Here is a 20,999-nt window from a genome sequence, read left to right as displayed (position 1 = left end):
TGCCGAGCTTTCACGGAACGTCGTCCCCCCTCTCGGCCGGTGTGCCGAGCGGCTTGCACGTGGCCTGCGGCACAGGCGCCTTGAGGCGCCTCGCGCTCCGACGGGCCGCGTTCCGGGCCGTTCTTCTCCAGTCGTGGGTGTCGGGGCGCGAGGCGCGAGGGGACGTCTTCTTCCACTGCCTGATGGGACTGGAGTTACGCATGGGGCGGGAGTCTAGCCACGGTATTTCGTTTGCATGGCCGTAACACCGAGTCTCACAGGAACGCGCCGTCGGTCACTTGTAGGCGATGCCCGATGCGCTGTAGTGGCAGGACGTGCCGTCCGCACCGCTGCCGATCTTGCTCGGCTCCGCGCCGCTGGTGTTGCCCTGGAAGCGCTCGCAGACGGTGATGTCCCTGCCGCTGTCGCCGATGATCGTCACACGGGAAAGGGTGGCGGTGTCCCCGTAGTTGGCGTTGACGCCGGCCAGCACCTTGCCGGGGGCGGTCACCCTGACGTTGTCGATCACGACGTGGCGCTTGTACTGCGTCTCGCAGTTGCCGCACGAGCGGTAGAGCTTGCCGAACTCGGCGACCTGGAAGTTGCTGACGGTCAGTGTGCCGGCACCGTTGTGCTGGAAGACCTTGTCGTCCGCCTGCCGGGCGCCGCCGCCGACGACGAGGTACGTGGCGGAGGGCGAGGTGCCCTTGAAGGTGGCCGCGTCTTCGCCGACGTCCTGCCACCACACGTTCTGCAGGGTGCAACTGCCCAGGCAGTGCACGCCGTCGGCGGCCGGCGCGCCGAGGACGACGTTCTTCAGGACGGCTCCGTCGGCGAGTTCGAAGACGGGGTCCTGGTTTTCGTCCTGCCCGTCGCCGCCCAGGGCGCCGGAGCCGTAGAAGCGTCGCAGGCCGCCGTCGTAGCTGCCGGAGACCTGGATGGTGGACGTCACCGGCTTGCCCCCGGTGGCGGTCGGCCAGGAGCCGAGGGCGGAGGCGGGGGAGGGGCGCCTGGCGGCGGAGGCGGACGCGCTCTTGCTCGCGGATGCCGAAGCCGAAGCCGAAGCCGAGGGCGAGGCGGATGCCGAGGCCGACGAGGACGCTGAGGGGGAGGGAGAGGATGCCGAACCCGAAGGGGAGGGCGACGCCGAAGCGGACGGCGCGGACCGGGTTTTGGCCGCCGCCGGCCCGGAGGCCGATGACCTCATCAGGACACCGCCGATGATCGCGCCCCCGACCAGTGCGGTGGCCACCACGCTGATCAGAACAGTCCGACGGTTGGTTCTCCCGCGCCGCGTCCGGCGGTGCAGGGCTGCTCTTGTACTCACGTGGTGACCTTCGTTCGGCAGTTCGTGGAGCGCGTCGCCCACCAGTCGCCACCGCTTCCGCAAGGGTTGCCGGAATTCTGTGAAGTTTCCGGATTCTGTGAGATGTGTGTCCATGCCCGGTCGCCCGTCCGGACGGAGCAGCAGAACTAAGGGTGGCGCACCCTGACGGGCGAGCGTGCCCGTACCGCCCGAAGCGGCCGTGCTGTCCGGGAAGGTGCTGGTCAGCGTGACCTCGCCGACGCGTAGGGCGGGTCACCGGTGGCAGGAGCGGTTGCGGAGGGTCGGGGTGCTTTCCACGGTGGGCCCAGAACAGCGTTGAACAGCGTGAGGGAAAGGAACGTGCATGCGTCCCCTGGTTACCCGCGGTCTCCTCCTGCCGCCCCTGCTGTGCTCGGCCCTGCTGCTCGCATCGGCCGGCACCGCCGCTGCCGCGAGCGACACCTCCTTGGAGGCCGTGGACCGGGCCGCCGTGGCACGCTCCGCCCCGGCGGCGGACGCGGTCGTGGAACGGTTCGACGCGCTGGAGAGAGCGGACCGCGCCGCCGTGTTCACCCCGCTCGTCGACGTGGTGAACTCCATCGCCGCGTCGGAGGGCAGCCGTCTCGACCGGGCGGACGCCGCCGCGTATGACCGCGCCGTACGGACCGCGCATGCCGCTGTTCAGCAGCGGCTGGCTTCTTCGGTGCCGGCGGCCACGGCCGCCGACCCGGTCTCGGACCTGCTCACCGGGCTCCAGTCGTCGATCGACGGAATCCTCGGGGCACTCACCTCACTCGATCTGGGCGCGGTACTGGGCCAGGTCACCGGGCTGCTGACGCCGGTGATCGGACTGGTCACGGGAGTGCTGGGCGGCGGCGCGACAGAGGCGACCACCGTGCCCACGGCGGAACTTCCGGCGGCGACGGAGCTGACCACCGTGCCCACGGGGGACGTGCTCGCGACGGCACCGCTTACCGGCTGAGCCGGGCGGGACGCGGCAGCCGGCCGGCAGGATGCGGCAACCTGCCGGGCATCGGCGGCGACACGAAGGTGAATCCCGTACCCCACCAAGGGAGTTCACCATGCGCACCCGCATTGCGCGTCTGATCGCCGTCCTGGCCGCCCTGGCCGCAGTGTTCGCCTTGCCGGGCGTGTCGGTGACCCCGGCACAGGCGGCGGCGACTCCGGCCGGGGCCGCGGTCATCCCGGCCCCGGCCGCCGACGACTGGAATCCCCCCGCCAACCTGGTCCAGCCCCTGAACGAGGTCTGGAACCACGTCCAGTCGACCTACCCGGACCTCCACGGTTTCCGGAACTACGGCTGGGACCAGGTCATGGCCAACAAGGGAAGCGTCAACTACTGCGTCCGCTGGGAGTCCGACGCCCCGGTCAGCGCCGCCCTGCGCGACCGGATCCACACCGCGCTGAAGAAGCAGTTCGGCAAGTGGATGGCGGCCATGGTCGAAGGCGGCAAGGGACACAACGCCTGGCCGTACACCACCGTCCCCGTCAACATCGTCGGCTGGGCGGTCAAGTCCCGGTCGACCCTGCAGTGGACCGACAACTCCGTCGACATCTACGCGGGCAACCTCGACGGCGGCGGCGCCCCGCAGTGCGCTCCGGACTGCGGCCGCTTCTTCCACCAGGACGGCGACTACTCCAGGTGCCCGGGCGGCGCGGCCCGCCACTACGACCAGTCGCTGTGGCTGACCAAGGGATTCCAGGGCGGTGCCGGCGGTGACTGGGGCCAGCGGGTCGGCCAGGAGTACTTCACCGGCGCGCTGGACCAGGAGAACATCCACATCTACCTGCACGAGGTCGGCCACACCTTCGGCCTCGACGACTTCTACGACTGGACCCCGACCGGCCAGTGCTGCTTCCTCATGAAGGCGGGCAGCGCCGCGCAGATCACGGAGTTCGACAAGTGGATGTTCCGCGACTTCTGGCGCCATGTGAAGAGTCGCTACGGCTACTGAGTAGGGCCGAGCGGCCGGGCCCCGGCCGGCCCGCCGTCCGCCCGCCGGTGAGATCATCCGCGCATGAACCTGAGCGCGGAGCACCGGATGACCGCCGTCCCCGCCGGACAGGTCACGCTGGCCGACCGGCGGACCGAACGCACCTGGAAGGTGGAGCTCGCGCCCTACCGGCTGGCCGCGTACCCCGTCACCCAGGAGCTGTACGCCCAGGTGACGGGGCATCGGCCAGGCTCGGCGCAAGGTGACCGGTTACCCGTCGAGGGGGTCTCCTGGTGGGACGCGGTCCGGTTCTGCAACGCCCTGTCGGAGCGCGCCGGGCTGACGCCCGCGTACCGGGTCCACCCCGACGGCGAAGGAGCCGACTGGGACGCGGACGCCGACGGGTACCGGTTGCCGACCGAGGCCGAGTGGGAGCACGCCTGCCGTGCAGGCACCACCGGGCCGCGGTACGGGCCGCTCGACGAGATCGCCTGGTACCGCGGCACCTCGGACGAACGGATCCACGAGGTGGGCGGCAGACGGCCCAACCCGTGGGGCCTGTACGACATGCTCGGCAACGTCTGGGAGTGGTGCTGGGATCTCTACGACCCGGAGGTCTACGGCAGTTACCGGGTCCTGCGCGGCGGCGGCTGGTTCGACGAGCACTGGAGCTGCCGGGCGTCCGTACGCCGCCGCAGCCATCCGACGTTCCGGGTGGACGACGTCGGATTCCGCGTCACGCGTTCGGGGACGTCCTGGTGAGACCCGCCCGCGGGCGGCCCGGCCGCACTCGGCCGCCGCGTCGGTGGTCCTCCGCGGTCAGATGACGGCGTCGGCGCGCAGTGCCTCGATGTCGGCGGGGCCGCGGCCGAGTTCCGCGAGGATCGCCTCGGTGTGCTCGCCCACACCCGGTACGGGGTCCATGCGTGCCGGCAGCCCCGCCAGGTCGGCCGGCGGCAGCAACGCCTGCACCGTCGCCCCGCCGGGCACGCCCACCTGGCGCCAGCGACCACGGGCGGCGAGGACCGGGTGGCCGAGGAACCCGGCGATGTCGTTGACCCCGGCACAGGCGATGCCGATGGCCTCCAGGTCCTTCAGGATCTCCTCGGCGGCGGAGCGCTCGACGCGCTCGGCGACGACGGCGTTGAGCTCATCGCGATGGACGACCCGGTCGGAGCCGGTGGCGAAACGCGGGTCGGCGGCCAGTTCGGGCCGCCCGAGGAAGTCGGCGCACAGTGCGGCCCACTCGCGTTCGTTCTGGATGGAGAACAGCACGTCCCTGCCGTCGGCGGCCGTGTAGGCGCCGTACGGCGCGATGGTGGCGTGCTGGGTGCCCAGGCGCGGGGGCTGGGTGCCGCCGTACCGGGTGTAGTTGGCGGGCTGGCCCATCCACTCGGCCAGCGCCTCGAACAGGGACACCTCCACCGGGTGTGCCGTGCCGGTGGTGGCGCGCGTGAACAGGGCGGTGAGGACGCCGGAATAGGCGTACATCCCGGCCGCGATGTCGGCGACGGAGATGCCGACGCGGGCGGTCTCGTCGGCCGTGCCGGTCAGGGACACCAGGCCCGTCTGGCACTGCACCAGCAGGTCGTACGACTTGCGGTCGGCCCACGGCCCGGAGGTGCCGTAACCGGAGATCGTGCACGGGATCAGTCGCGGCCACCGCTCCTGGAGGCAGTCCACGCCGAGGCCGAGCCGGTCGGCGGCTCCGGGTGCGAGGTTCTGCACGAACACGTCGGCGCCACCGAGGAGTTCGTGCAGGATCTCGCGGCCCCGGGGGTCCTTGAGGTCGAGCGTGAGGGACTCCTTGGACCGGTTGAGCCACACGAAGTAACTGGAGTGGCCGTGCACGGTCGTGTCGTAGCGGCGCGCGAAGTCGCCGTCGCCCGGCCGCTCCACCTTGATCACCCGGGCACCGAGATCGGCGAGCTGCCGGGTGGCGAAGGGAGCGGCCACCGCCTGCTCCAGGCTGACCACGGTGATCCCGGACAGCGGAAGCGGCGGCAGGCTCATGCGGCCACGCCGAGGGTCTCGACGGCCCGTACCAGCGGGGCGAGTTCCCGGTTCCGCGCGGCCTCGTCGAGGGCTTCGCGCAGGGCCCTCTCGTTGGTGGGACGGGCTTCTTCGAGGAGTTCGCGACCGGCCGGGGTGACGTCGGTGTAGATGCCGCGGCGGTCGGTGGGGCAGAGGTAGCGGGAGAGCAGGCCGCGGTCTTCGAGGCGGGTCACCAGGCGGGTGGTGGCGCTCTGGCTGAGGACGACGGCGTCGGCGACCTGCTTCATCTGGAGGTGACCGCCCTCGCCGTCGTGCTGGCGGCCGAGGACGTCCAGCAGGGAGTACTCGCGCACGCTCAGGTCGTGCCCCGTCTGCAGGGCCCGCTCGATGTGGGCCTCGATCCTGCCGTGCAGCAGGGAGAGGGCGCACCAGCCCTGTGCGAGGGCGGTGAGTGCGGGGTCTGTGGCGGTCATGGGGCCTGCTCCTCCGTCCCGAGGTGACTGACCATCCAGGATAGGCCATGCTTGAAATTTCCAGCGGATGCGCTTATAGCGCGCATGCAAGCATCGCCGGGATCGATCGTCGTGATCGTCGTGATCGCCGTGGCCGTCCGACAGCACGCGCGCGACCCGCTACGACCGCGCCAGATGCCGCATCGTCAGGGCCAACTGCAGGCGCAGTCGGCCCTGCGGTGTGCGCAGGGGCCAGCCGAGCAGGTGCTCGGCGTGGGTCAGCCGGTCCTGGAGCGTGGAGTGGTGCACGTTGATCTCGACGGCCGCCGCGCGCAGGCTCGCCGTCGCGGCCACGGCGTGCAGGGTGGCCGGCAGCCAGGGCGTGGTCGCGGCCGCCGCTTCCAGGGCCCGGACGTCGGGCGGCGGTTCGGCGCCCGGGGCGACCAGGTCGGCCAGCAGGGCGATGCCGCCGAGCTCGTCGGCGTACACCACGCGCGGTCCGGGGTCCTGTGCGGTGCCGTCCGCGGTGAACCGCAGGGCGGTACGGGCGGCGGCCCAGGAAAGCGGCAGGTCCAGCACCGGGACGGCGGGGCCGACGCCGAGCCGGTCGGCGGGGAGTCGGGCCTCCGGGTGCGCGGCGACGATCCGGGGCCGGCCGTCGCGCGGGGCCAGGGCGCGTGCGGGTGCAGCGGGGTCCAGGCCCAGTTTGCGGACCGCGTGCAGCCGGGCGGGTTCCGGGGCCGAGGCGTCCAGGGCCGTCTCGATCAGCGCGGGATCGTCGGAGCGAGCCCGGCCCCGGGTGCGGTCGAGGACGAGCCGTACGGCGCCGGCGGCCCGCTCCAGGATCACCGCGTCCACCACGCTGGGGGGCGCCGCCTCCGCCCGCTCCAGCCACAGGGCCGCGGCCCCGCCCGGCGCCAGCGCGGCGGACGGCCAGGCGGCGTCCGGCGGACGGTCCGTCTCCCGGCGGGTGCCGTCGGCCTCGACACGGACGTGCACCCGCCGGTCGGCGTCGACCAGCCGCGCCGGCACCCCGGCCAGCACCGCGGCCCCACGGACCAGCGCCTCCAGCCCGGCCCGGGACTCGGCCAGTCGGTCGAAGTAGGCGATGACCTGGACGGCGGCGCCGGCGTCCGGGTCCAGCTCGGTCAGGCGCCCGGCCAGCTCTTTCATGCGTCCATGGTGCGCTATTCCGTCCCGTTCGGCGGAGCCTGTGCAGTGAGGTCATTCGGTCGCACGGCCCTGGAGGTCGCCATACGCCCCCGGAGCCTGCGCTCCGAGTGCCCGCGCCCGAAAGGCTCGCGCCTCCAGCGTCCTGCGTCTGCAGTGCCCGCGCCCGAGAGGCCTGGCGTTCCCGGAGACCTGTGCCCGGAGGTTTGCGCCCCCGGAGGTCTGCGCCCCATGGACCTGCGTCCGTGCGACCCTTCCCCGAGAAAAAACTTGCCGCTCCATGGGCCTGCGCCCGAGTCCCGTGCCGAGAGCGGCGCCCAAGGCCACGCTCCAAGGGCCTGCGCTCCGCGGGCCTGTGCCCAAGAGACCTGTGCCAGAGAGCCCCGTGTCCCAAGCCCCCCGCGCTTCAGAGGCCTCAGATCCCCCCGCCCAGCAGCCTCCGCAGCCACGTCGACTGGGCCGCGCGGGCCGTCTGGGAGAGTGCCGCCTGGGGGGCGGAGCCGTCGAAGCCGTGGAAGCCGCCGGGCCACACGTGCAGCTCGGCCACCCCTCCCGCCTGCCAGAGCCGGGAGGCGTAGGCGACGACCTCGTCCCGGAAGGTCTCCGCGGAGCCCACGTCGAGGAAGGCCGGCGGCAGCCCGGACAGGTCCTCGGCGCGGGCCGGCGCCGCGTACGCGGACACGTCGGAACCGCCGCGCGCCTCGCCGAGAAGCGCTCCCCAGCCGGTCTCGTTGGCGGTGCGGTCCCACACGCCGAGGCCCGCCATCTGGTGCGAGGACGGGGTGTCGTTGCGGTCGTCCAGCATCGGGCACAGCAGTACCTGGCCGATCAGCTCCGGCCCCTTGCGGTCCCGCGTGAGCAGGGCCAGCGCCGCGGAAAGACCGCCGCCCGCGCTGGCGCCCGCCACGACGATGCGGTCCGGGTCGCCGCCGATCTCCGCGGCGTGCTCCGCCGTCCAGACGAGGCCGGCGTAGACGTCCTCGACCGGCGCCGGGTGCGGGTGCTCCGGCGCCAGTCGGTACTCCACCGACACCACGACCGCGCCCAGCTCCTTCGCCCAGGCCAGCGGCACGTCCACGCCGACCCGGTTGTTGCCGAGGATCATGCCGCCGCCGTGCACGTGGTAGACGACCGGCAGCGGCACGCCCGCGAGTTCAGGTGCGGCCGGCCGGCAGATCAGCAGCGAGATGTCGGGCTCGCCCTCGGGACCCGGCACCGTACGGTCCTCGACCTCGAAGTGCCCGTCCAAGGTCAGGTCCAGCTCGGCCAGCATCAGGATGGCCGGCCCGGTGCGCAGGACGTCGATCTCTTCCGGGGTGAGCCCGGGGGACAGCACGTCCTTGATCATCTCCAGGGCGGCGGCGAGTTCCGGGTCGAACGGGGGTGGGACGAGGCTCATGGGATCTCCTGACGCGGGGCGCGGCGGCTCGTTGCGCCATGATTCGCGCACGCGACGGGCGCGGAGCGCCGCCGTACGGCGGAACCTGCCCGCCGTACGGCGGGTGGGTGCCCGTACTTTTCCGCCATGTCCCGGTCTGACCTGCCGTTCTTTGCCGAGACATGGCCAGTTCTTCATCTTCCGTCGGTGGAAGGGATCCGATGCGCTGACGACGCTGTCGATGCCCCCCACGCACCAGGAGTATCAGTGAACGTCTCTGTCACCGTCTGGCTGCTGACCGTCGCAGCCCTGTGCGCGCTGGTCGCCGCGGACTTCTTCATCGGCAGGAAGCCCCATGACGTCTCGGTGCGGGAGGCGGGGACCTGGACGGTCGTCTGGATCGTCCTTGCCTGCCTGTTCGGCGTCGCCCTGTTCGTCTTCGGTGGTGCCAAGCCCACCGGTGAGTTCTTCGCCGGATACGTCACGGAGAAGTCGCTGAGCGTCGACAACCTCTTTGTCTTCGTACTCATCATGGGGAAGTTCGCGGTTCCGTCCCAGTACCAGCAGCGCGTGCTGATGGTCGGCGTGATCATGGCACTCGTGCTGCGGGCGGGTTTCATCGCGGCCGGTGCGGCGATCATCTCCGCGTTCTCGTGGGTGTTCTACCTCTTCGGTGCCTTTCTGATCTGGACCGCCTGGAAGCTGATCCAGGACGCCCGTAAGGAAGGGCACGACGAGGAGTACCAGGAGAACAAGCTGCTGAAAGCGGTGGAGAAGCGCTTCGGTGTGGCCGACCGGTACCACGGCACCAAGCTGTGGGTGCAGGAGAACGGCAAGCGGGTGATGACCCCGATGCTGGTCGTGATGCTCGCGATCGGCTCCACCGACGTGCTGTTCGCCCTGGACTCGATTCCCGCCATCTACGGGCTCACCCAGGACCCGTACATCGTGTTCACGGCCAACGCGTTCGCGCTGATGGGCCTGAGGCAGCTGTACTTCCTGATCGGTGGTCTGCTCAGGAAGCTGGTCCACCTCAGTTACGGCCTGTCGATCATCCTCGGCTTCATCGGCGTCAAGCTGGTCCTGCACGCGCTGCACGAGTCCGGCGTCCACGTCCCGGAGATCGGCATCCCCTTCTCGCTGGGCTTCATCGTGCTCGTCCTGACGGTCACCACGCTGACCAGCCTGCGGGCCGCGAGGAAGCAGGAGGCCGCCGAGCCCGAACGCGTGGCCTGACGGCACCCCGGTCACGTTCGACTTCAGTTCAGCGGCCGGCGGAGCCGGCCCGAGCGGTGGCCGGGCGGCTGCGGGAGACGATCCGCGTGCCCCGGCCGTCCGCGACGCGCACCTGCAGTGAACCGCAGCCGCAGCGGGTCCACACCGTGGTTCCCGCCGCCGTGCCGTGCCGGGACACCACCTGGAAGGGCTCGGCGCCGTCGGGCCAGCCGCAGTGCGGGCAGACGGCGCCGGTCGTGCCGGTCGTGCTGGTCATGGGGACTCCTGCGTACGGGGGCTGATGGGCCGTCGCGACACAGCCAGGGTGCGTCGGGGTCTTCGGGCACGTCCAGGTTGACTTTCCGGAGCCGACCTTGAAGCGTGGACTTCATGATTGACCTGCGTCGGCTTCATGTCCTGCGGGCGGTGGCGCACTACGGCACGGTCACCGCCGCGGCGGCCGCCCTGCACTTCACGACCTCCGCAGCCTCCCAGCAGATCCGCCAGCTCGCCCGCGATCTGGGCGTCGACCTCCTCGAACCGCAGGGGCGCGGAGTACGGCTCACCCCGGCCGCCGAGAGTCTGCTCGCGCATGCCGACGCCATCCAGGCCCGCTGGGAACAGGCCGAACTCGACCTGCGGGCCGACCACGGCGAGCCCGCCGGGCCGCTGCGTGCGAGTGGTTTCCCGGTGCTCATCTCGGTGCTGCTGGCCCCGATGGCGGCCCGGCTGCGCGAGCGGCACCCGCGGCTGGCTGTCCGGATCCGGGAGGCGGGCGTGCCGGAGAGCTTCGACCTGTTGTTCGAGGGGGAGACCGATCTGGCGGTCGTCGAGGCGACCCCGCACAACCCGCCGCTCGGCGACGCGCGCTTCGACCAGCAGCCCCTCCTGGACGACCCCTTCGACCTGGTCGTCCCCGCGGACCATCCGCTGGCCGGGCGCGGACGCGTCGACCTCGCGGAGGCGGCGCGCGAGGACTGGATCGCCCCGCTCCCGGAAAGCCCCTGTCGTCCGCATGTGCTGTCGGCCTGCGGCGAGGCCGGGTTCACGCCGGACATCGTCCATCACGCGCTGGACTGGAACGTCACGGCCCACCTGGTCGCCAACCGGCTGGGCGTCGCGCTGATCCCCCGGCTGGCCCACCTCACCCCGCACCTGCCGATCGCCCGCGTGCAGTGCACGGGCGACCCGCACCGCAAACTGCTCACCTGCACCCGCCGGGGCGGCCGGACCCGCCCGGCCGTGGTGGCCGCGCTGGCGGAGCTGCGGGAGTTGGCGCCCACGGCGGTGGCGTGATGTACGAGCGGCGCGGCCCGCGCAGGACGACGCCGAGGGGGCCGGAGCGCTGCGTGCGCTCCGGCCCCCTCCGGGACCTGTGGTGATACGGCGGTTCCAGCCCTGTGCGGGGTCCTGACCCGTCAGGCGGCGACCACTTCGCCGGCGTGGCCGTGCAGGCGGGCGACGACCTCGGTGAGCTGCGCGGCGACCTCGGCGTCGTCGGCCGGGTGGGTCTCGGCGAAGCGGGTCAGGGAGCCGGGGATGGACAGCTTGAGGTCCTCGATCACCTTGCCGCCGGCGATGCCCACGGCCTTGCGGGCCTCGTCCTGCGCCCAGACGCCGCCGTACTGGCCGAAGGCGGTGCCGACCACGGCGACGGGCTTGCCGCCGAAGGCGCCGGCGCCGTACGGGCGGGACAGCCAGTCGATCGCGTTCTTCAGGACGGCCGGGATGGTGCCGTTGTACTCGGGAGAGAAGAACAGGAAGGCGTCGGCGGAGCCGGCGGCCTCACGCAGCTTGGCGGCGGCGGCCGGGACGCTGCCCTCGACGTCGACGTCCTCGTTGTAGAAGGGGATGTCGGCCAGGCCCTCGAACAACACCACGTCGGCGCCCTCGGGCGCGTGCTTGACGGCTGCCTCGGCGAGCTGGCGGTTGGTCGAACCGGCGCGGAGGCTGCCGACGAGCGCGAGGATGCGAACAGACATACGAAACTCCCGGGTGCTGAAAAGGTGCCGTGACGATCCGGACCGAGGTCCGTTTAACTTTCTAGCATCCTAACCGGACCGCGGTCCAGTTTTGTTCCCGATGCTTTACGCTGATTTCATGTCCGCCGTCCTGCCCCCCTTCCCGCAGCCTCAGGAGCCCGCCGTCCAGCCCGAGTTGCTGCAGGTCGGTTCCTTCGAGGAGGAGCCCGGCCTGCGCGCCGACGCCGCGCGCAACCGGGCCCGGCTGCTGGAGGCAGCCGCCCGGCTGGTGGCGGAGCACGGCGCGGCCGGAGTGACGATGGAGGCGGTGGCCGTCGCCGCCAACGTCGGCAAGGGGACGGTCTTCAGGCGCTTCGGCGACCGCACCGGCCTGCTGACCGCCCTGCTCGACCACTCCGAGAAGAAGTTCCAGGCCGCCTTCCTCAGCGGCCCCCCGCCGCTGGGCCCCGGGGCGCCCCCTGTCGAGCGGCTGCGGGCGTTCGGCTGCGCCCTGCTGCGCCGTTCGGCCGACGAACTCGACCTGCAGCTGGCTGCCGAACCGAGCGCGGAACGACGGTTCTCCAACCCGCCCCGCCGCGTCCTGCACAGCCATGTCGCCCTGCTGCTGCGCCAGGCGGTCCCGGACGCGGACGTCGAGCTCCTCGCCCACACGCTGATGGGATACGTGAGCCCCGACCTGGTCCATCACCTGACCCGGCAGTGCGGGATGCCCTCGGAGCGCCTGGAGGCCGGCTGGTGCGACCTGGTCGACCGGATGACGGCCACCGCGGACGAACAGTCGCGCTGAGCGTCTTTTCCGCCGCGAAGTTCCCCCACCCGAAAGTTCCACGCACAGGTTCTGCAAAGATGCGGTACGTCATGGTGCAGATACCGAAAACGCCCGCGCCCGTGTCCGCCGTGCCGCGCTCCGTGCCCACGAGCGCCGATGTGGCCCGCCTGGCCGGCGTGTCGCGCGCGACCGTCTCCTACGTCCTCAACAACACCAGCGCCGTCCGGATCAGCGAGCCCACCCGCCGCCGCGTCCACGAGGCCGCGAAGGAGCTCGGGTACGTCCCGCACGCGGCGGCCCGCAGCCTGCGCGCCGGGCACAGCCGGATGGTCCTGATGCCCGCGCCGACCTTCCCGGTCGGTCCGCTCTACAGCCAGTTCATCAGCGAACTCCAGTCGGCCCTGGGCCGTCTCGACTACACGGTCGTGCAGTTCGGTGCGGTCGGCGCGCATGGCGACGAGGCCGCCCGCGCCTGGGCCGAACTGCGGCCGGTCGCCGTACTGGTGCCCGGCACCGGCCTCGGCCCCAAGGGCGTAGCGGTGCTCAAGCGCTCCGGCGCCCGGGCCGTGGTCACCCTCGGCCCCGAGGCCGTCGAGGGCGCCCACGCCCTGCTCATGGACCACGAGGCGGTCGGCCACTCGGCCGGAGGCCACCTGTACGCCCGCGGTCGGCGCCGCATCGGTGTCGTCGTCCCCGAGGAACCCGGCCTGGACGCCTTCTCCACGCCCCGCCTCGAAGGCGTACGACGGTCCCTGTACGGCACCGACGCGACCGTCACCGGCCTGCCTCTCGCCTACGAGGAGGCCGCCGCCGCGCGCCTCGCCGCCCGCTGGCGCGCGCTCGACCTGGACGCCGTGTTCGCGTACAACGACGAGTACGCGATGCTGCTGATGCGCGCCCTGCAGGACGAGGGCGTCGGCATTCCCGAGGAGACGGCGGTGATCGGTGCCGACGACCTGATGCTGGGACGGCTGCTGCGGCCCAGACTGAGTACTGTCCACATCGAGCTGCCGTCCGGCCGTGACCTGGCCGAACTGGTCGACCGCGCGGCGCGCAACCCCGGCGCCGCGCCCGAGACGCACACGGTGCTGGGAGCCTCGGTGGTCCACCGCGACTCCAGCTGATGCCCAGGGAGGCGGGCCATGCGTACGACGGTCGGCGTCATCGGCGGTGGCCCCGCCGGACTGCTCCTGGCCCGGCTGCTGCATCGGGCCGGCATCGACTGCGTGGTCCTGGAGAGCAGGACGCGGGAGTACGTCGAGCAGCGCCAGCGTGCCGGAATGCTGGAGCAGGGCACGGTCGACGCCCTGCGCGAGGCGGGCGCCGCCGACCGGCTCGACGCCGAAGGGCTGGTCCACCACGGCATCGAGCTGCGGTTCGCGGGCGAACGCCACCGCATCGACTTCCCGTCCCTCACCGGCGGCCGCAGCGTCACGATCTACGCTCAGACCGAGATCGTGAAGGACCTCATCGCGCTCCAACTGGACCAGGGGCCACCGCTGTTGTTCGGGGCCGAGGCGCTGGCGGTCGAGAAGCCGGACAGCGAGCGGCCCGTCGTACGTTTCCGGCACGAGGGCCGTGAACGGACGCTGACCTGTGACTGGGTCGTCGGCTGCGACGGCTCCCACGGCGTCGCCCGCGACGCCTTCCCGACGGCGACGAGCCGGACGTACGCCCACGACTACCCGTACTCCTGGCTGGGGATCCTCGCCGACGTCCCGCCCTCCTGCGAGGAGCTGGTCTACGCCCGGGGTGAGCGCGGCTTCGCCCTGCACAGCATGCGATCCCCGGCCGTCTCCCGGCTCTACCTCCAGGTCCCGAACGGGACCGATCCGGGCGACTGGCCCGACGAGCGGATCTGGGACGAACTCGCCGCCCGCTTCGCGATCGACGCCGACTGGACCCTGGCCCGCGGCCCGATCACCGCCACGTCGGTGACGCCGATGCGCAGTCACGTGCACGAGCCGATGCGCCACGGACGGCTGCTGCTCGCCGGGGACGCCGCCCACATCGTTCCGCCGACCGGCGCCAAGGGCCTCAACCTCGCGGTGTCCGACGTCCGCGTCCTGGCCCGCGCCCTCACCGAGCTGCACCGCACCGGATCGGCGCAACTGCTGGATCGCTATTCGGAGTTGTGCCTCGCGAGGGTGTGGCAGGCGACCCGGTTCTCTTACGACATGACTAGGATGTTGCATGCTCAACCAAATGGGGATGTGTTCGACGACCGGATGCAGCTCGCACGGCTGCGCCGGATCACCGCATCCCGCCACGCGGCGGCCGAACTGGCCGCGAACTACTCGGGACTCCCACTCACCCTGTGAGTCCCGCCGGTGACCGAACGGAGAGCCGTCATGCCGTTGCTCGACCCCAAGACCTGGCAGTTGCGCAGCCTGTCAGGACCTGAACACGCCGTCACCGAACCCGCCACCGGCGACACACTCGGCACCGTCACCCTCGCCACCGCCGAGGACGTCGCGACCGCCGCCGAGGCGGCCCGCGCCGCCCAGGCCGAGTGGGCCCGCGTGCCCCACTTCGTCCGCGCGGGCGTCCTGCGCAAGGCCGGCGACCTGTTCGCCGCGCACGCCGACGAACTGCGCGAGTGGCTGGTCCGCGAGTCCGGCTCCATCCCCGGCAAGGCCGACTTCGAGCTGCACGTCGCCGCCCAGGAGTGCTACGAGGCCGCGGCCCTCGCCTCCCGCCCGGCCGGGCAGGTCCTGCCCAGCGAGGCGGCCCGGCTGTCCTACACGCGGCGCGTTCCCGTCGGGGTCGTGGGGGTGATCGCCCCGTTCAACGCCCCGCTGATCCTCTCCATCCGCTCCGTCGCCCCGGCGCTCGCCCTCGGCAACGCCGTCGTCCTGAAGCCCGACCCGCGTACGGCGGTCTGCGGCGGACTGTCACTCGCCGCGGTCTTCGCCGAGGCGGGCCTGCCGGAAGGCCTGTTCCACGTCCTGCCGGGCGGTCCGGACGCCGGTCAGGCCCTGGTCGCCGACCCGAGGGTGCCGGTCATCTCCTTCACCGGGTCGACCGCGGCCGGCCGGGCCGTCGGCGAGGCTGCCGGACGCCACCTCAAGCGCGCCCACCTGGAACTCGGCGGCAACTCCGCCCTGATCGTCCTGGAGGACGCCGACCTCGACGCCGTGATCTCCACGGCCGCCTGGGGCTCCTTCTTCCACCAGGGCCAGATCTGCATGACCACCGGCCGCCACCTGGTGCACGAGTCGCTGTACGGCGAGTACGTCGAGCGGCTGGCCGCGAAGGCCGACTCGCTCGCCGTCGGCGACCCGTTCCGCGGCCAGGTCCACCTCGGCCCGATCATCGACTCCGGCCAGCTCGCCAAGATCCACGGCCTGGTGCAGGCGAGCACGGCCCACGGCGCCAAGCTGGCCGCGGGCGGCACGCACGAGGAGCTCTTCTACCGGCCGACAGTCCTCGCCGGCGTCGACGAGGACACGCCCGCGTACGCGGAGGAGGTGTTCGGCCCGGTCGCGCCCGTGCGATCCTTCAGCACGCCCGAGGAGGCGGCCGCCCTGGCCGCGACCGGCCCGTACGGACTCTCGCTCGGCATCGTCACCCGGGACGCCGCCCGCGGCCTCGACCTGGCCGAGCGGATCCCCACCGGCATCGTGCACATCAACGACCAGACCGTGAACGACGAGGCGGTCGCCCCCTTCGGCGGCATCGCCGCGTCCGGCACCGGCGCCCGCTTCGGGGGCGAGGCCAACCTGGAGGCCTTCACCGACGTGCGCTGGACGACCGTGCGCGCGGACGTGGCGCCGTACCCCTTCTAGGGCCTCCGGCAGGGCAGGTCACTGGCCGTTCTGCTCGGCCTGCTCCTGCTGGTGCTCGACGGCCTTGCGGACCTCGTCCATGTCCAGCTTGCGGGCCTGCCCGATGACGTCCGTCAGGGCGGCCTCGGGCAGGGCGCCCGGCTGGGCGAACACGGCGACCTGGTCACGCACGATCATCAGGGTCGGGATCGACTGGATACCGAAGGCCGCGGCCAGCTCCGGCTGCGCCTCGGTGTCCACCTTGCCGAACACCAGGTCAGGGTTCTCCTCGGCCGCCTTCTCGTAGACCGGCGCGAACTGACGGCACGGACCGCACCAGGACGCCCAGAAGTCGATCAGGACGAACTCGTTCTCCGTGACCGTCTCGTCGAAGTTCTCCTTGGTGAGCTCCACGGTGCTGCTCATGGCGTGATCCCTACTTCCTGGTGTGGGGCGAGGCCGTCGGCACAACACGGCGGCCCTGGTGCATATTCCGCGCACGTACCCATGTGGCCTCGGCGCACACCACCCACCAGACTGACCCCATGACGGAAACGGAATCCATCGCGTACGACGTCGTGGTGCTCGGTGCCGGACCCGTGGGGGAGAACGTCGCCGACCGCACTCGTGCGGCCGGCCTCTCCACCGCGGTCGTGGAGAGCGAACTGGTCGGCGGCGAATGCTCGTACTGGGCGTGCATGCCCAGCAAGGCCCTGCTGCGCCCGGTCATCGCCCGCGCCGACGCCCGCCGCACACCCGGCCTCAGCCAGGCCGTCCAGGGCCCCCTCGACACGGCCGCGGTCCTAGCCCACCGCGACTACTACACCTCCCACTGGCAGGACGACGGCCAGATCCAGTGGCTCGACAGCATCGGCGCCGACCTCCACCGCGGACACGGCCGCCTCACCGGACCGCGCACGGTCACGGTCACCGGCCCCGACGGCGGGCACAAGGTACTGACCGCCCGGCACGCCGTGGCCGTCTCCACCGGCACCCGCGCCGTCCTGCCCGACCTGCCCGGCCTCGCCGAGGTCAAGCCCTGGACGAGCCGTGAGGCCACCAGCGCCAAGGCGGCGCCCGGCCGGCTGGTCGTCGTCGGCGGGGGAGTGGTCGCCACCGAGATGGCCACCGCCTGGCAGGCCCTCGGCTCGCAGGTCACCCTCCTCGTCCGCGGCAAGGGCCTGCTGAACCGCATGGAGCCCTTCGCCGGCGAACTGGTCGCCGAAGCCCTCGTCGAGGCCGGCGCCGACGTGCGCACCGGCACCTCCGTCGAGTCGGTCACCCGCGAGAACGGCACGGTCGTGGTCGTCACCGACACCGGTGACCGTATCGAGGCCGACGAGATCCTCTTCGCCACCGGACGCGCCCCGCGCACCGACGACATCGGCCTGGACACCATCGGTCTGGAGCCCGGCTCCTGGCTGGAGGTCGACGACAGCCTGCGCGTCCCCGGCAGCAAGTGGCTGTACGCCGTGGGCGACGTCAACCACCGAGCCCTGCTCACCCACCAGGGCAAGTACCAGGCCCGCATCGCGGGCGCCGCCATCGCCGCCCGAGCCTCCGGTGTCCCCCTCCTGGAGTCCGACCCCTGGGGCGCCCACGCCGCCACCGCCGACCACGCGGCCGTCCCCCAGGTCGTCTTCACCGACCCCGAGGCGGCCTCCGTGGGCCTCTCCCTGGCGGAGGCGGAACAGGCCGGCCACCGCGTCCGCGCGGTCGACCACGACCTCGCCGCCGTCTCCGGAGCGGGCCTGTACGCCGACGGCTACAAGGGCCGCGCCCGCATGGTCGTGGACCTGGAACGCGAGATCCTGCTCGGCGTCACCTTCGTCGGCCCCGGCGTCGGCGAACTGATCCACTCGGCGACGATCGCGGTCGCGGGACAGGTGCCGATCAGCAGGCTGTGGCACGCGGTGCCGTCCTACCCGACGATCAGCGAAGTGTGGCTGCGCCTGCTGGAGACGTACCGGGACAACTAGGGCCTGTCCGGCGGATCATGCCGCAGACGCGGGGCCTGGCACGCCGATCTGCGGTGTTGTCGTCGGTTGCCGACTCCCCCACTCTCGACTTCGCCCGAGCGGGGGGACCCCCGTCGCGTCGACGCCCTCCTCCGCCTTGCAGCTCGACGCACCAGGCCCCGCTCACCTGCGTCGATGAGGCGCCGCGGATGTCCTGCGACTTGATCCGCCGGACAGGTCCTGGGGCAACGGGAAGCCCAGGGACGCGGCCGCCTCCTGAGGTGACGGCTGCGTCCACCGCTCCGCCATCGCCTGGTTCGAGGACAGCGAGCGGAGTTCGGCCCGGTCCAGGTACAGCATGCCGTCCAGGTGGTCCGTCTCGTGCTGGACGATCCGTGCGGGCCAGCCGGTGAACACCTCGTCCACCGCGCGGCCCGCCTCGTCCTGGCCGGTCAGCCGGACCTCGGCGGGCCGGGCCACCACCGCCTGCCAGCCCGGCACGCTCAGACAGCCCTCGAAGAACGCGGCCCGGGCGGTGCCCACGGGCTCGTACAAGGGATTGACCAGCACCCGGAACGGCTGCGGCACCCGCCCGCGCACCAGCCGAACCTCCTCCGGCACCAGGGCGGGATCCTCGATGACGGCGATCCGGAGCGGCACGCCCACCTGAGGTGCGGCGAGGCCCACGCCCGGCGCCGCGTGCATCGTGACCCGCAGGGCCTCGACGAAACGGGCCAGCAGCGCGGGCTCCAGCTGTCCGTCGAAGCGCTCGGTGCCGCGCCGCAGCACCGGATCACCGGCGGCGACGATGGGCAACGGGCCGTTCGTGGCCAGGAGTTCCTCGACCAGTTCCGCCAGGGGCGCGCGATCACGGGGAGCAGCCATCGCGCCAGGATGCCACGAGGCCTGCGAGCACCTCCCACCGTTCGGTGTGACGCACGCCACACGTGCCCCCGGGAACTCGGCGCCCCTTCTCCCCGACTTCTGGACCGCTACAGCCGAGATACGTCCCCTGCCCCGGGAGAAGCCCGCCGATGTCCACCGCTCCCTCGACCTCCCCCACTTCCGGCTCCGCTCCAGCGGGGGGACCCCCATCGGACGAGGCCCCGCAACCCGCCGCCCCGGTGCCGTCGTCCCCCAGCAGATGGGCCCCCCTGCGTCCGCTGATCCTCCGTCTGCACTTCTACGCCGGTGTGTTCGTCGCACCGTTCCTGTTCGTCGCCGCCGTCACCGGCTTCCTGTACGCCGGCGCGTTCCAGGCCGAGAAGATCGTCTACGCCGACGAGATGACCGTCTCCGCCGTCGGTGACGCCAAGCTGCCGATCTCCGAGCAGGTGGCCGCCGCCCGCGAAGCCCACCCCGGGGGCGCGGTCTCGGCGATACGCCCCTCGCCCGAGGACGACGCGACCACCAGGGTCCTGCTGTCCGGCGTCGAGGGCGTCGACCCGAATCACACCCTCGCGGTGTTCGTCGACCCGTACACCGCCAAGGTGCAGGGCGCGCTGGAGCAGTACGGCTCGACCGGCGCGCTGCCGCTGCGCACCTGGATCGACGAGTTCCACCGCGACCTGCACCTGGGCGAGAACGGCCGCCTCTACAGCGAGTTCGCCGCGAGCTGGCTGGGGGTGATCGCGGTCGGCGGCCTGGTCCTGTGGCTGTCCCGCCGCCGCGCCCTGCGCAAGGTGCGCGGCACCAGCGGACGCCGCCGCACGCTCGGCCTGCACGGCACCGTCGGCGTGTGGGCAGCGGCCGGCTTCATCTTCCTGTCGGCGACCGGCCTGACCTGGTCGACCTACGCCGGCGCGAACATCGACGAACTGCGCACCTCGCTCGGCCAGTCCACCCCGTCGGTCACGTCGACCGCGGCCGGCGAGCACTCGGGCCACGGCGCGTCCGCCTCGGCCGGGGACGCGGAGCACGGCGTGGGCCTCGACAAGATCCTGGCCGCCGCCCGCGCGGAAGGACTCGGCGACCCCGTCGAGCTCGTCCCGCCGGCGGACGCGTCGTCGGCGTACGTCGTGAGGCAGGTGCAGCGCAGCTGGCCCGAGAAGCAGGACTCGGTCGCGATCGACCCGGCCACCGGTGAGGTCACCGACGTCCTGCGGTTCGCCGACTACCCGGTGTTGGCCAAGCTGACCCGCTGGGGCATCGACCTGCACACCGGCGTCCTGTTCGGTCTGGTCAACCAGATCGCGCTGATGCTGCTGGCGCTCTCGCTGATCCTGCTGATCGCGCTGGGGTACCGCATGTGGTGGCAGCGCGGCCGCGGTTCCTCCTTCGGCCGGCCGATCCCGCGCGGTGCCTGGCAGCAGGTGCCGCCGCAGATCCTGCTGCCGTGTGTGGCGGTGATCGCCGTGCTCGGCTACTTCGTCCCGCTGCTCGGCATCCCGCTGGCCGCGTTCGTCGTTGTGGACGTCGTGCTCGGGGAGATCGCCCACCGGCGGGGCCGGCGCACCCGGACGAGCGGCGCCGACGCCACGTAGCAGGTGCGACAACCGAGGGTGACGTGACACGGAGCGCGGGCCCGGCTCCCAGAGAGGGAACCGGGCCCGGACAACGGTCGGTTCAGAGCTGCTCGAAGTCGCCCGCGAGCGCCGAGGCGAGGCGCATGTGCGGCTCCGCCTCCTCGTGCCGGCCCTGCCGCTGCAAGGTGCGGCCCAGCATCAGCCGGGCATAGTGCTCCACCGGGTCCCGCTCGACGATCACGCGCAACTCGCTCTCCGCGCGCCGCAGTTGCGCCGAGTGGTAGTAGGCGCGGGCCAGCAGCAGCCGGGGTCCGGTCTGCTCCGGCACCTCCTCGACCAGCTCGCCCAGGACCCGCGCCGCGGCGGCGTAGTCCTTCGCGTCGAAGAACATCCCCGCCCGCTCCCAGCGCTCGGCCGGCGTTCCGTGGTCGTAGTACGTCATGTCCACTGCTGACCTCCTTCGACGCCTGCAACCGCGCGAGATGGTCAAACATTCCACTACTTCTTCGTGGCCACGGCGGCTTAGGGGTCCTTGCACTATGCCCGTCCGGGTCGCGTGGTCTGGCACCGCACCTCGCCGCGTTGCCGAAACGGCCACGTGGCTCCTC

General features: G+C 72.1%; 22 protein-coding genes. 12 read left to right on the top strand and 10 right to left on the bottom strand.

The annotated features are described in order from the left end of the window. Nucleotides 1-274: 274 nt before the first annotated feature. Nucleotides 275-931: a pectate lyase gene (locus KUM49_RS16620; protein WP_374200161.1), complete on the bottom strand. Its 657-nt coding sequence runs from the start codon at nt 929-931 to the stop codon at nt 275-277. Here KUM49_RS16620 and KUM49_RS48345 point away from each other — a divergent pair. From KUM49_RS48345 to KUM49_RS16605, 4 genes are all read left to right on the top strand, one after another. After that, complete coding sequence (locus KUM49_RS48345; protein ID WP_254401375.1) at nt 918-1,313, top strand: hypothetical protein; 396 nt, start codon at nt 918-920, stop codon at nt 1,311-1,313. The two genes, KUM49_RS16620 and KUM49_RS48345, sit on opposite strands and share 14 nt — an antisense overlap. A gap of 336 nt (nt 1,314-1,649) precedes the next feature. Then, complete coding sequence (locus KUM49_RS16615) at nt 1,650-2,267, top strand: hypothetical protein (RefSeq protein ID WP_217237628.1); 618 nt, start codon at nt 1,650-1,652, stop codon at nt 2,265-2,267. Nucleotides 2,268-2,367: 100 nt separating this feature from the next. Next, nucleotides 2,368-3,261 (top strand): hypothetical protein, encoded by an 894-nt coding sequence (locus KUM49_RS16610; RefSeq protein WP_217237627.1) that lies wholly within the window; start codon nt 2,368-2,370, stop codon nt 3,259-3,261. 63 nt (nt 3,262-3,324) lie between these two features. Beyond that, entirely contained in the window at nt 3,325-4,002 is a 678-nt protein-coding gene (locus KUM49_RS16605) for an SUMF1/EgtB/PvdO family nonheme iron enzyme (protein ID WP_217237626.1), read from the top strand. A gap of 57 nt (nt 4,003-4,059) precedes the next feature. Here the strand turns inward: KUM49_RS16605 and KUM49_RS16600 are convergent, their stop codons facing one another. From KUM49_RS16600 to KUM49_RS16585, 4 genes are all read right to left on the bottom strand, one after another. Beyond that, nucleotides 4,060-5,253, bottom strand: a complete 1,194-nt coding sequence (locus tag KUM49_RS16600) for a CaiB/BaiF CoA-transferase family protein (protein ID WP_217237625.1) — start codon at nt 5,251-5,253, stop codon at nt 4,060-4,062. After that, the gene (locus KUM49_RS16595) at nt 5,250-5,708 is read right to left on the bottom strand and encodes a MarR family winged helix-turn-helix transcriptional regulator (protein ID WP_217237624.1); all 459 of its coding nucleotides are present in this window, start codon (nt 5,706-5,708) and stop codon (nt 5,250-5,252) included. The genes KUM49_RS16600 and KUM49_RS16595 overlap by 4 nt, the downstream gene beginning before the upstream one ends. A 159-nt stretch (nt 5,709-5,867) precedes the next feature. Then, nucleotides 5,868-6,860: a helix-turn-helix domain-containing protein gene (locus KUM49_RS16590; protein ID WP_217237623.1), complete on the bottom strand. Its 993-nt coding sequence runs from the start codon at nt 6,858-6,860 to the stop codon at nt 5,868-5,870. 412 nt (nt 6,861-7,272) lie between these two features. Next, on the bottom strand, nt 7,273-8,256 hold the full coding sequence (locus KUM49_RS16585) for an alpha/beta hydrolase (RefSeq protein WP_217237622.1): 984 nt from the start codon (nt 8,254-8,256) through the stop codon (nt 7,273-7,275). Between the two features lie 246 nt (nt 8,257-8,502). On the opposite strand from KUM49_RS16585, the gene KUM49_RS16580 reads away from it, so the two are divergent. After that, nucleotides 8,503-9,471, top strand: coding sequence for a TerC family protein (locus KUM49_RS16580; protein WP_217237621.1), 969 nt, complete (start codon nt 8,503-8,505; stop codon nt 9,469-9,471). Between the two features lie 28 nt (nt 9,472-9,499). Here KUM49_RS16580 and KUM49_RS16575 read toward each other — a convergent pair whose 3' ends face one another. Next, entirely contained in the window at nt 9,500-9,727 is a 228-nt protein-coding gene (locus tag KUM49_RS16575) for a hypothetical protein (RefSeq protein WP_217237620.1), read from the bottom strand. 113 nt (nt 9,728-9,840) lie between these two features. On the opposite strand from KUM49_RS16575, the gene KUM49_RS16570 reads away from it, so the two are divergent. Then, the gene (locus KUM49_RS16570) at nt 9,841-10,746 is read left to right on the top strand and encodes a LysR family transcriptional regulator (RefSeq protein WP_217237619.1); all 906 of its coding nucleotides are present in this window, start codon (nt 9,841-9,843) and stop codon (nt 10,744-10,746) included. Nucleotides 10,747-10,868: 122 nt separating this feature from the next. On the opposite strand, the gene KUM49_RS16565 is transcribed toward KUM49_RS16570, so the two are convergent. Next, nucleotides 10,869-11,432 (bottom strand): NAD(P)H-dependent oxidoreductase, encoded by a 564-nt coding sequence (locus tag KUM49_RS16565; protein WP_217237618.1) that lies wholly within the window; start codon nt 11,430-11,432, stop codon nt 10,869-10,871. A 118-nt stretch (nt 11,433-11,550) separates the two neighbouring features. On the opposite strand from KUM49_RS16565, the gene KUM49_RS16560 reads away from it, so the two are divergent. The 4 genes from KUM49_RS16560 (at nt 11,551) to KUM49_RS16545 (ending at nt 15,989) form a co-directional block, all read left to right on the top strand. After that, nucleotides 11,551-12,219, top strand: coding sequence for a TetR/AcrR family transcriptional regulator (locus KUM49_RS16560; protein WP_217237617.1), 669 nt, complete (start codon nt 11,551-11,553; stop codon nt 12,217-12,219). A gap of 71 nt (nt 12,220-12,290) precedes the next feature. Continuing rightward, nucleotides 12,291-13,325: a LacI family DNA-binding transcriptional regulator gene (locus tag KUM49_RS16555; protein WP_374200160.1), complete on the top strand. Its 1,035-nt coding sequence runs from the start codon at nt 12,291-12,293 to the stop codon at nt 13,323-13,325. Between the two features lie 18 nt (nt 13,326-13,343). Next, on the top strand, nt 13,344-14,522 hold the full coding sequence (locus KUM49_RS16550) for a 4-hydroxybenzoate 3-monooxygenase (protein WP_217237615.1): 1,179 nt from the start codon (nt 13,344-13,346) through the stop codon (nt 14,520-14,522). Nucleotides 14,523-14,552: 30 nt separating this feature from the next. After that, the gene (locus tag KUM49_RS16545) at nt 14,553-15,989 is read left to right on the top strand and encodes a benzaldehyde dehydrogenase (RefSeq protein WP_217237614.1); all 1,437 of its coding nucleotides are present in this window, start codon (nt 14,553-14,555) and stop codon (nt 15,987-15,989) included. An 18-nt stretch (nt 15,990-16,007) separates the two neighbouring features. Here KUM49_RS16545 and trxA read toward each other — a convergent pair whose 3' ends face one another. Next, nucleotides 16,008-16,394: a thioredoxin gene (gene trxA, locus KUM49_RS16540; RefSeq protein ID WP_217237613.1), complete on the bottom strand. Its 387-nt coding sequence runs from the start codon at nt 16,392-16,394 to the stop codon at nt 16,008-16,010. Nucleotides 16,395-16,513: 119 nt separating this feature from the next. Here trxA and KUM49_RS16535 point away from each other — a divergent pair, with 119 nt between their 5' ends. Then, the gene (locus tag KUM49_RS16535) at nt 16,514-17,947 is read left to right on the top strand and encodes an NAD(P)/FAD-dependent oxidoreductase (protein WP_217237612.1); all 1,434 of its coding nucleotides are present in this window, start codon (nt 16,514-16,516) and stop codon (nt 17,945-17,947) included. 162 nt (nt 17,948-18,109) lie between these two features. Here KUM49_RS16535 and KUM49_RS16530 read toward each other — a convergent pair whose 3' ends face one another. Beyond that, on the bottom strand, nt 18,110-18,811 hold the full coding sequence (locus KUM49_RS16530; RefSeq protein WP_217237611.1) for a peptide deformylase: 702 nt from the start codon (nt 18,809-18,811) through the stop codon (nt 18,110-18,112). 149 nt (nt 18,812-18,960) lie between these two features. On the opposite strand from KUM49_RS16530, the gene KUM49_RS16525 reads away from it, so the two are divergent. Further along, nucleotides 18,961-20,409 carry a PepSY domain-containing protein gene (locus tag KUM49_RS16525; RefSeq protein WP_217237610.1) on the top strand — a complete coding sequence of 483 codons (1,449 nt, stop codon included), beginning with the start codon at nt 18,961-18,963 and terminating at the stop codon, nt 20,407-20,409. Between the two features lie 82 nt (nt 20,410-20,491). On the opposite strand, the gene KUM49_RS16520 is transcribed toward KUM49_RS16525, so the two are convergent. Continuing rightward, nucleotides 20,492-20,839 (bottom strand): tetratricopeptide repeat protein, encoded by a 348-nt coding sequence (locus tag KUM49_RS16520; protein WP_217237609.1) that lies wholly within the window; start codon nt 20,837-20,839, stop codon nt 20,492-20,494. Nucleotides 20,840-20,999 lie beyond the last annotated feature (160 nt).

Origin of the sequence: Streptomyces sp. AC555_RSS877, assembly GCF_019049245.1 — a bacterium.
Taxonomy (GTDB): domain Bacteria; phylum Actinomycetota; class Actinomycetes; order Streptomycetales; family Streptomycetaceae; genus Streptomyces.
Note: the sequence above shows the minus strand (reverse complement) of the source record. Positions and strands in the feature narration are given on the sequence as shown.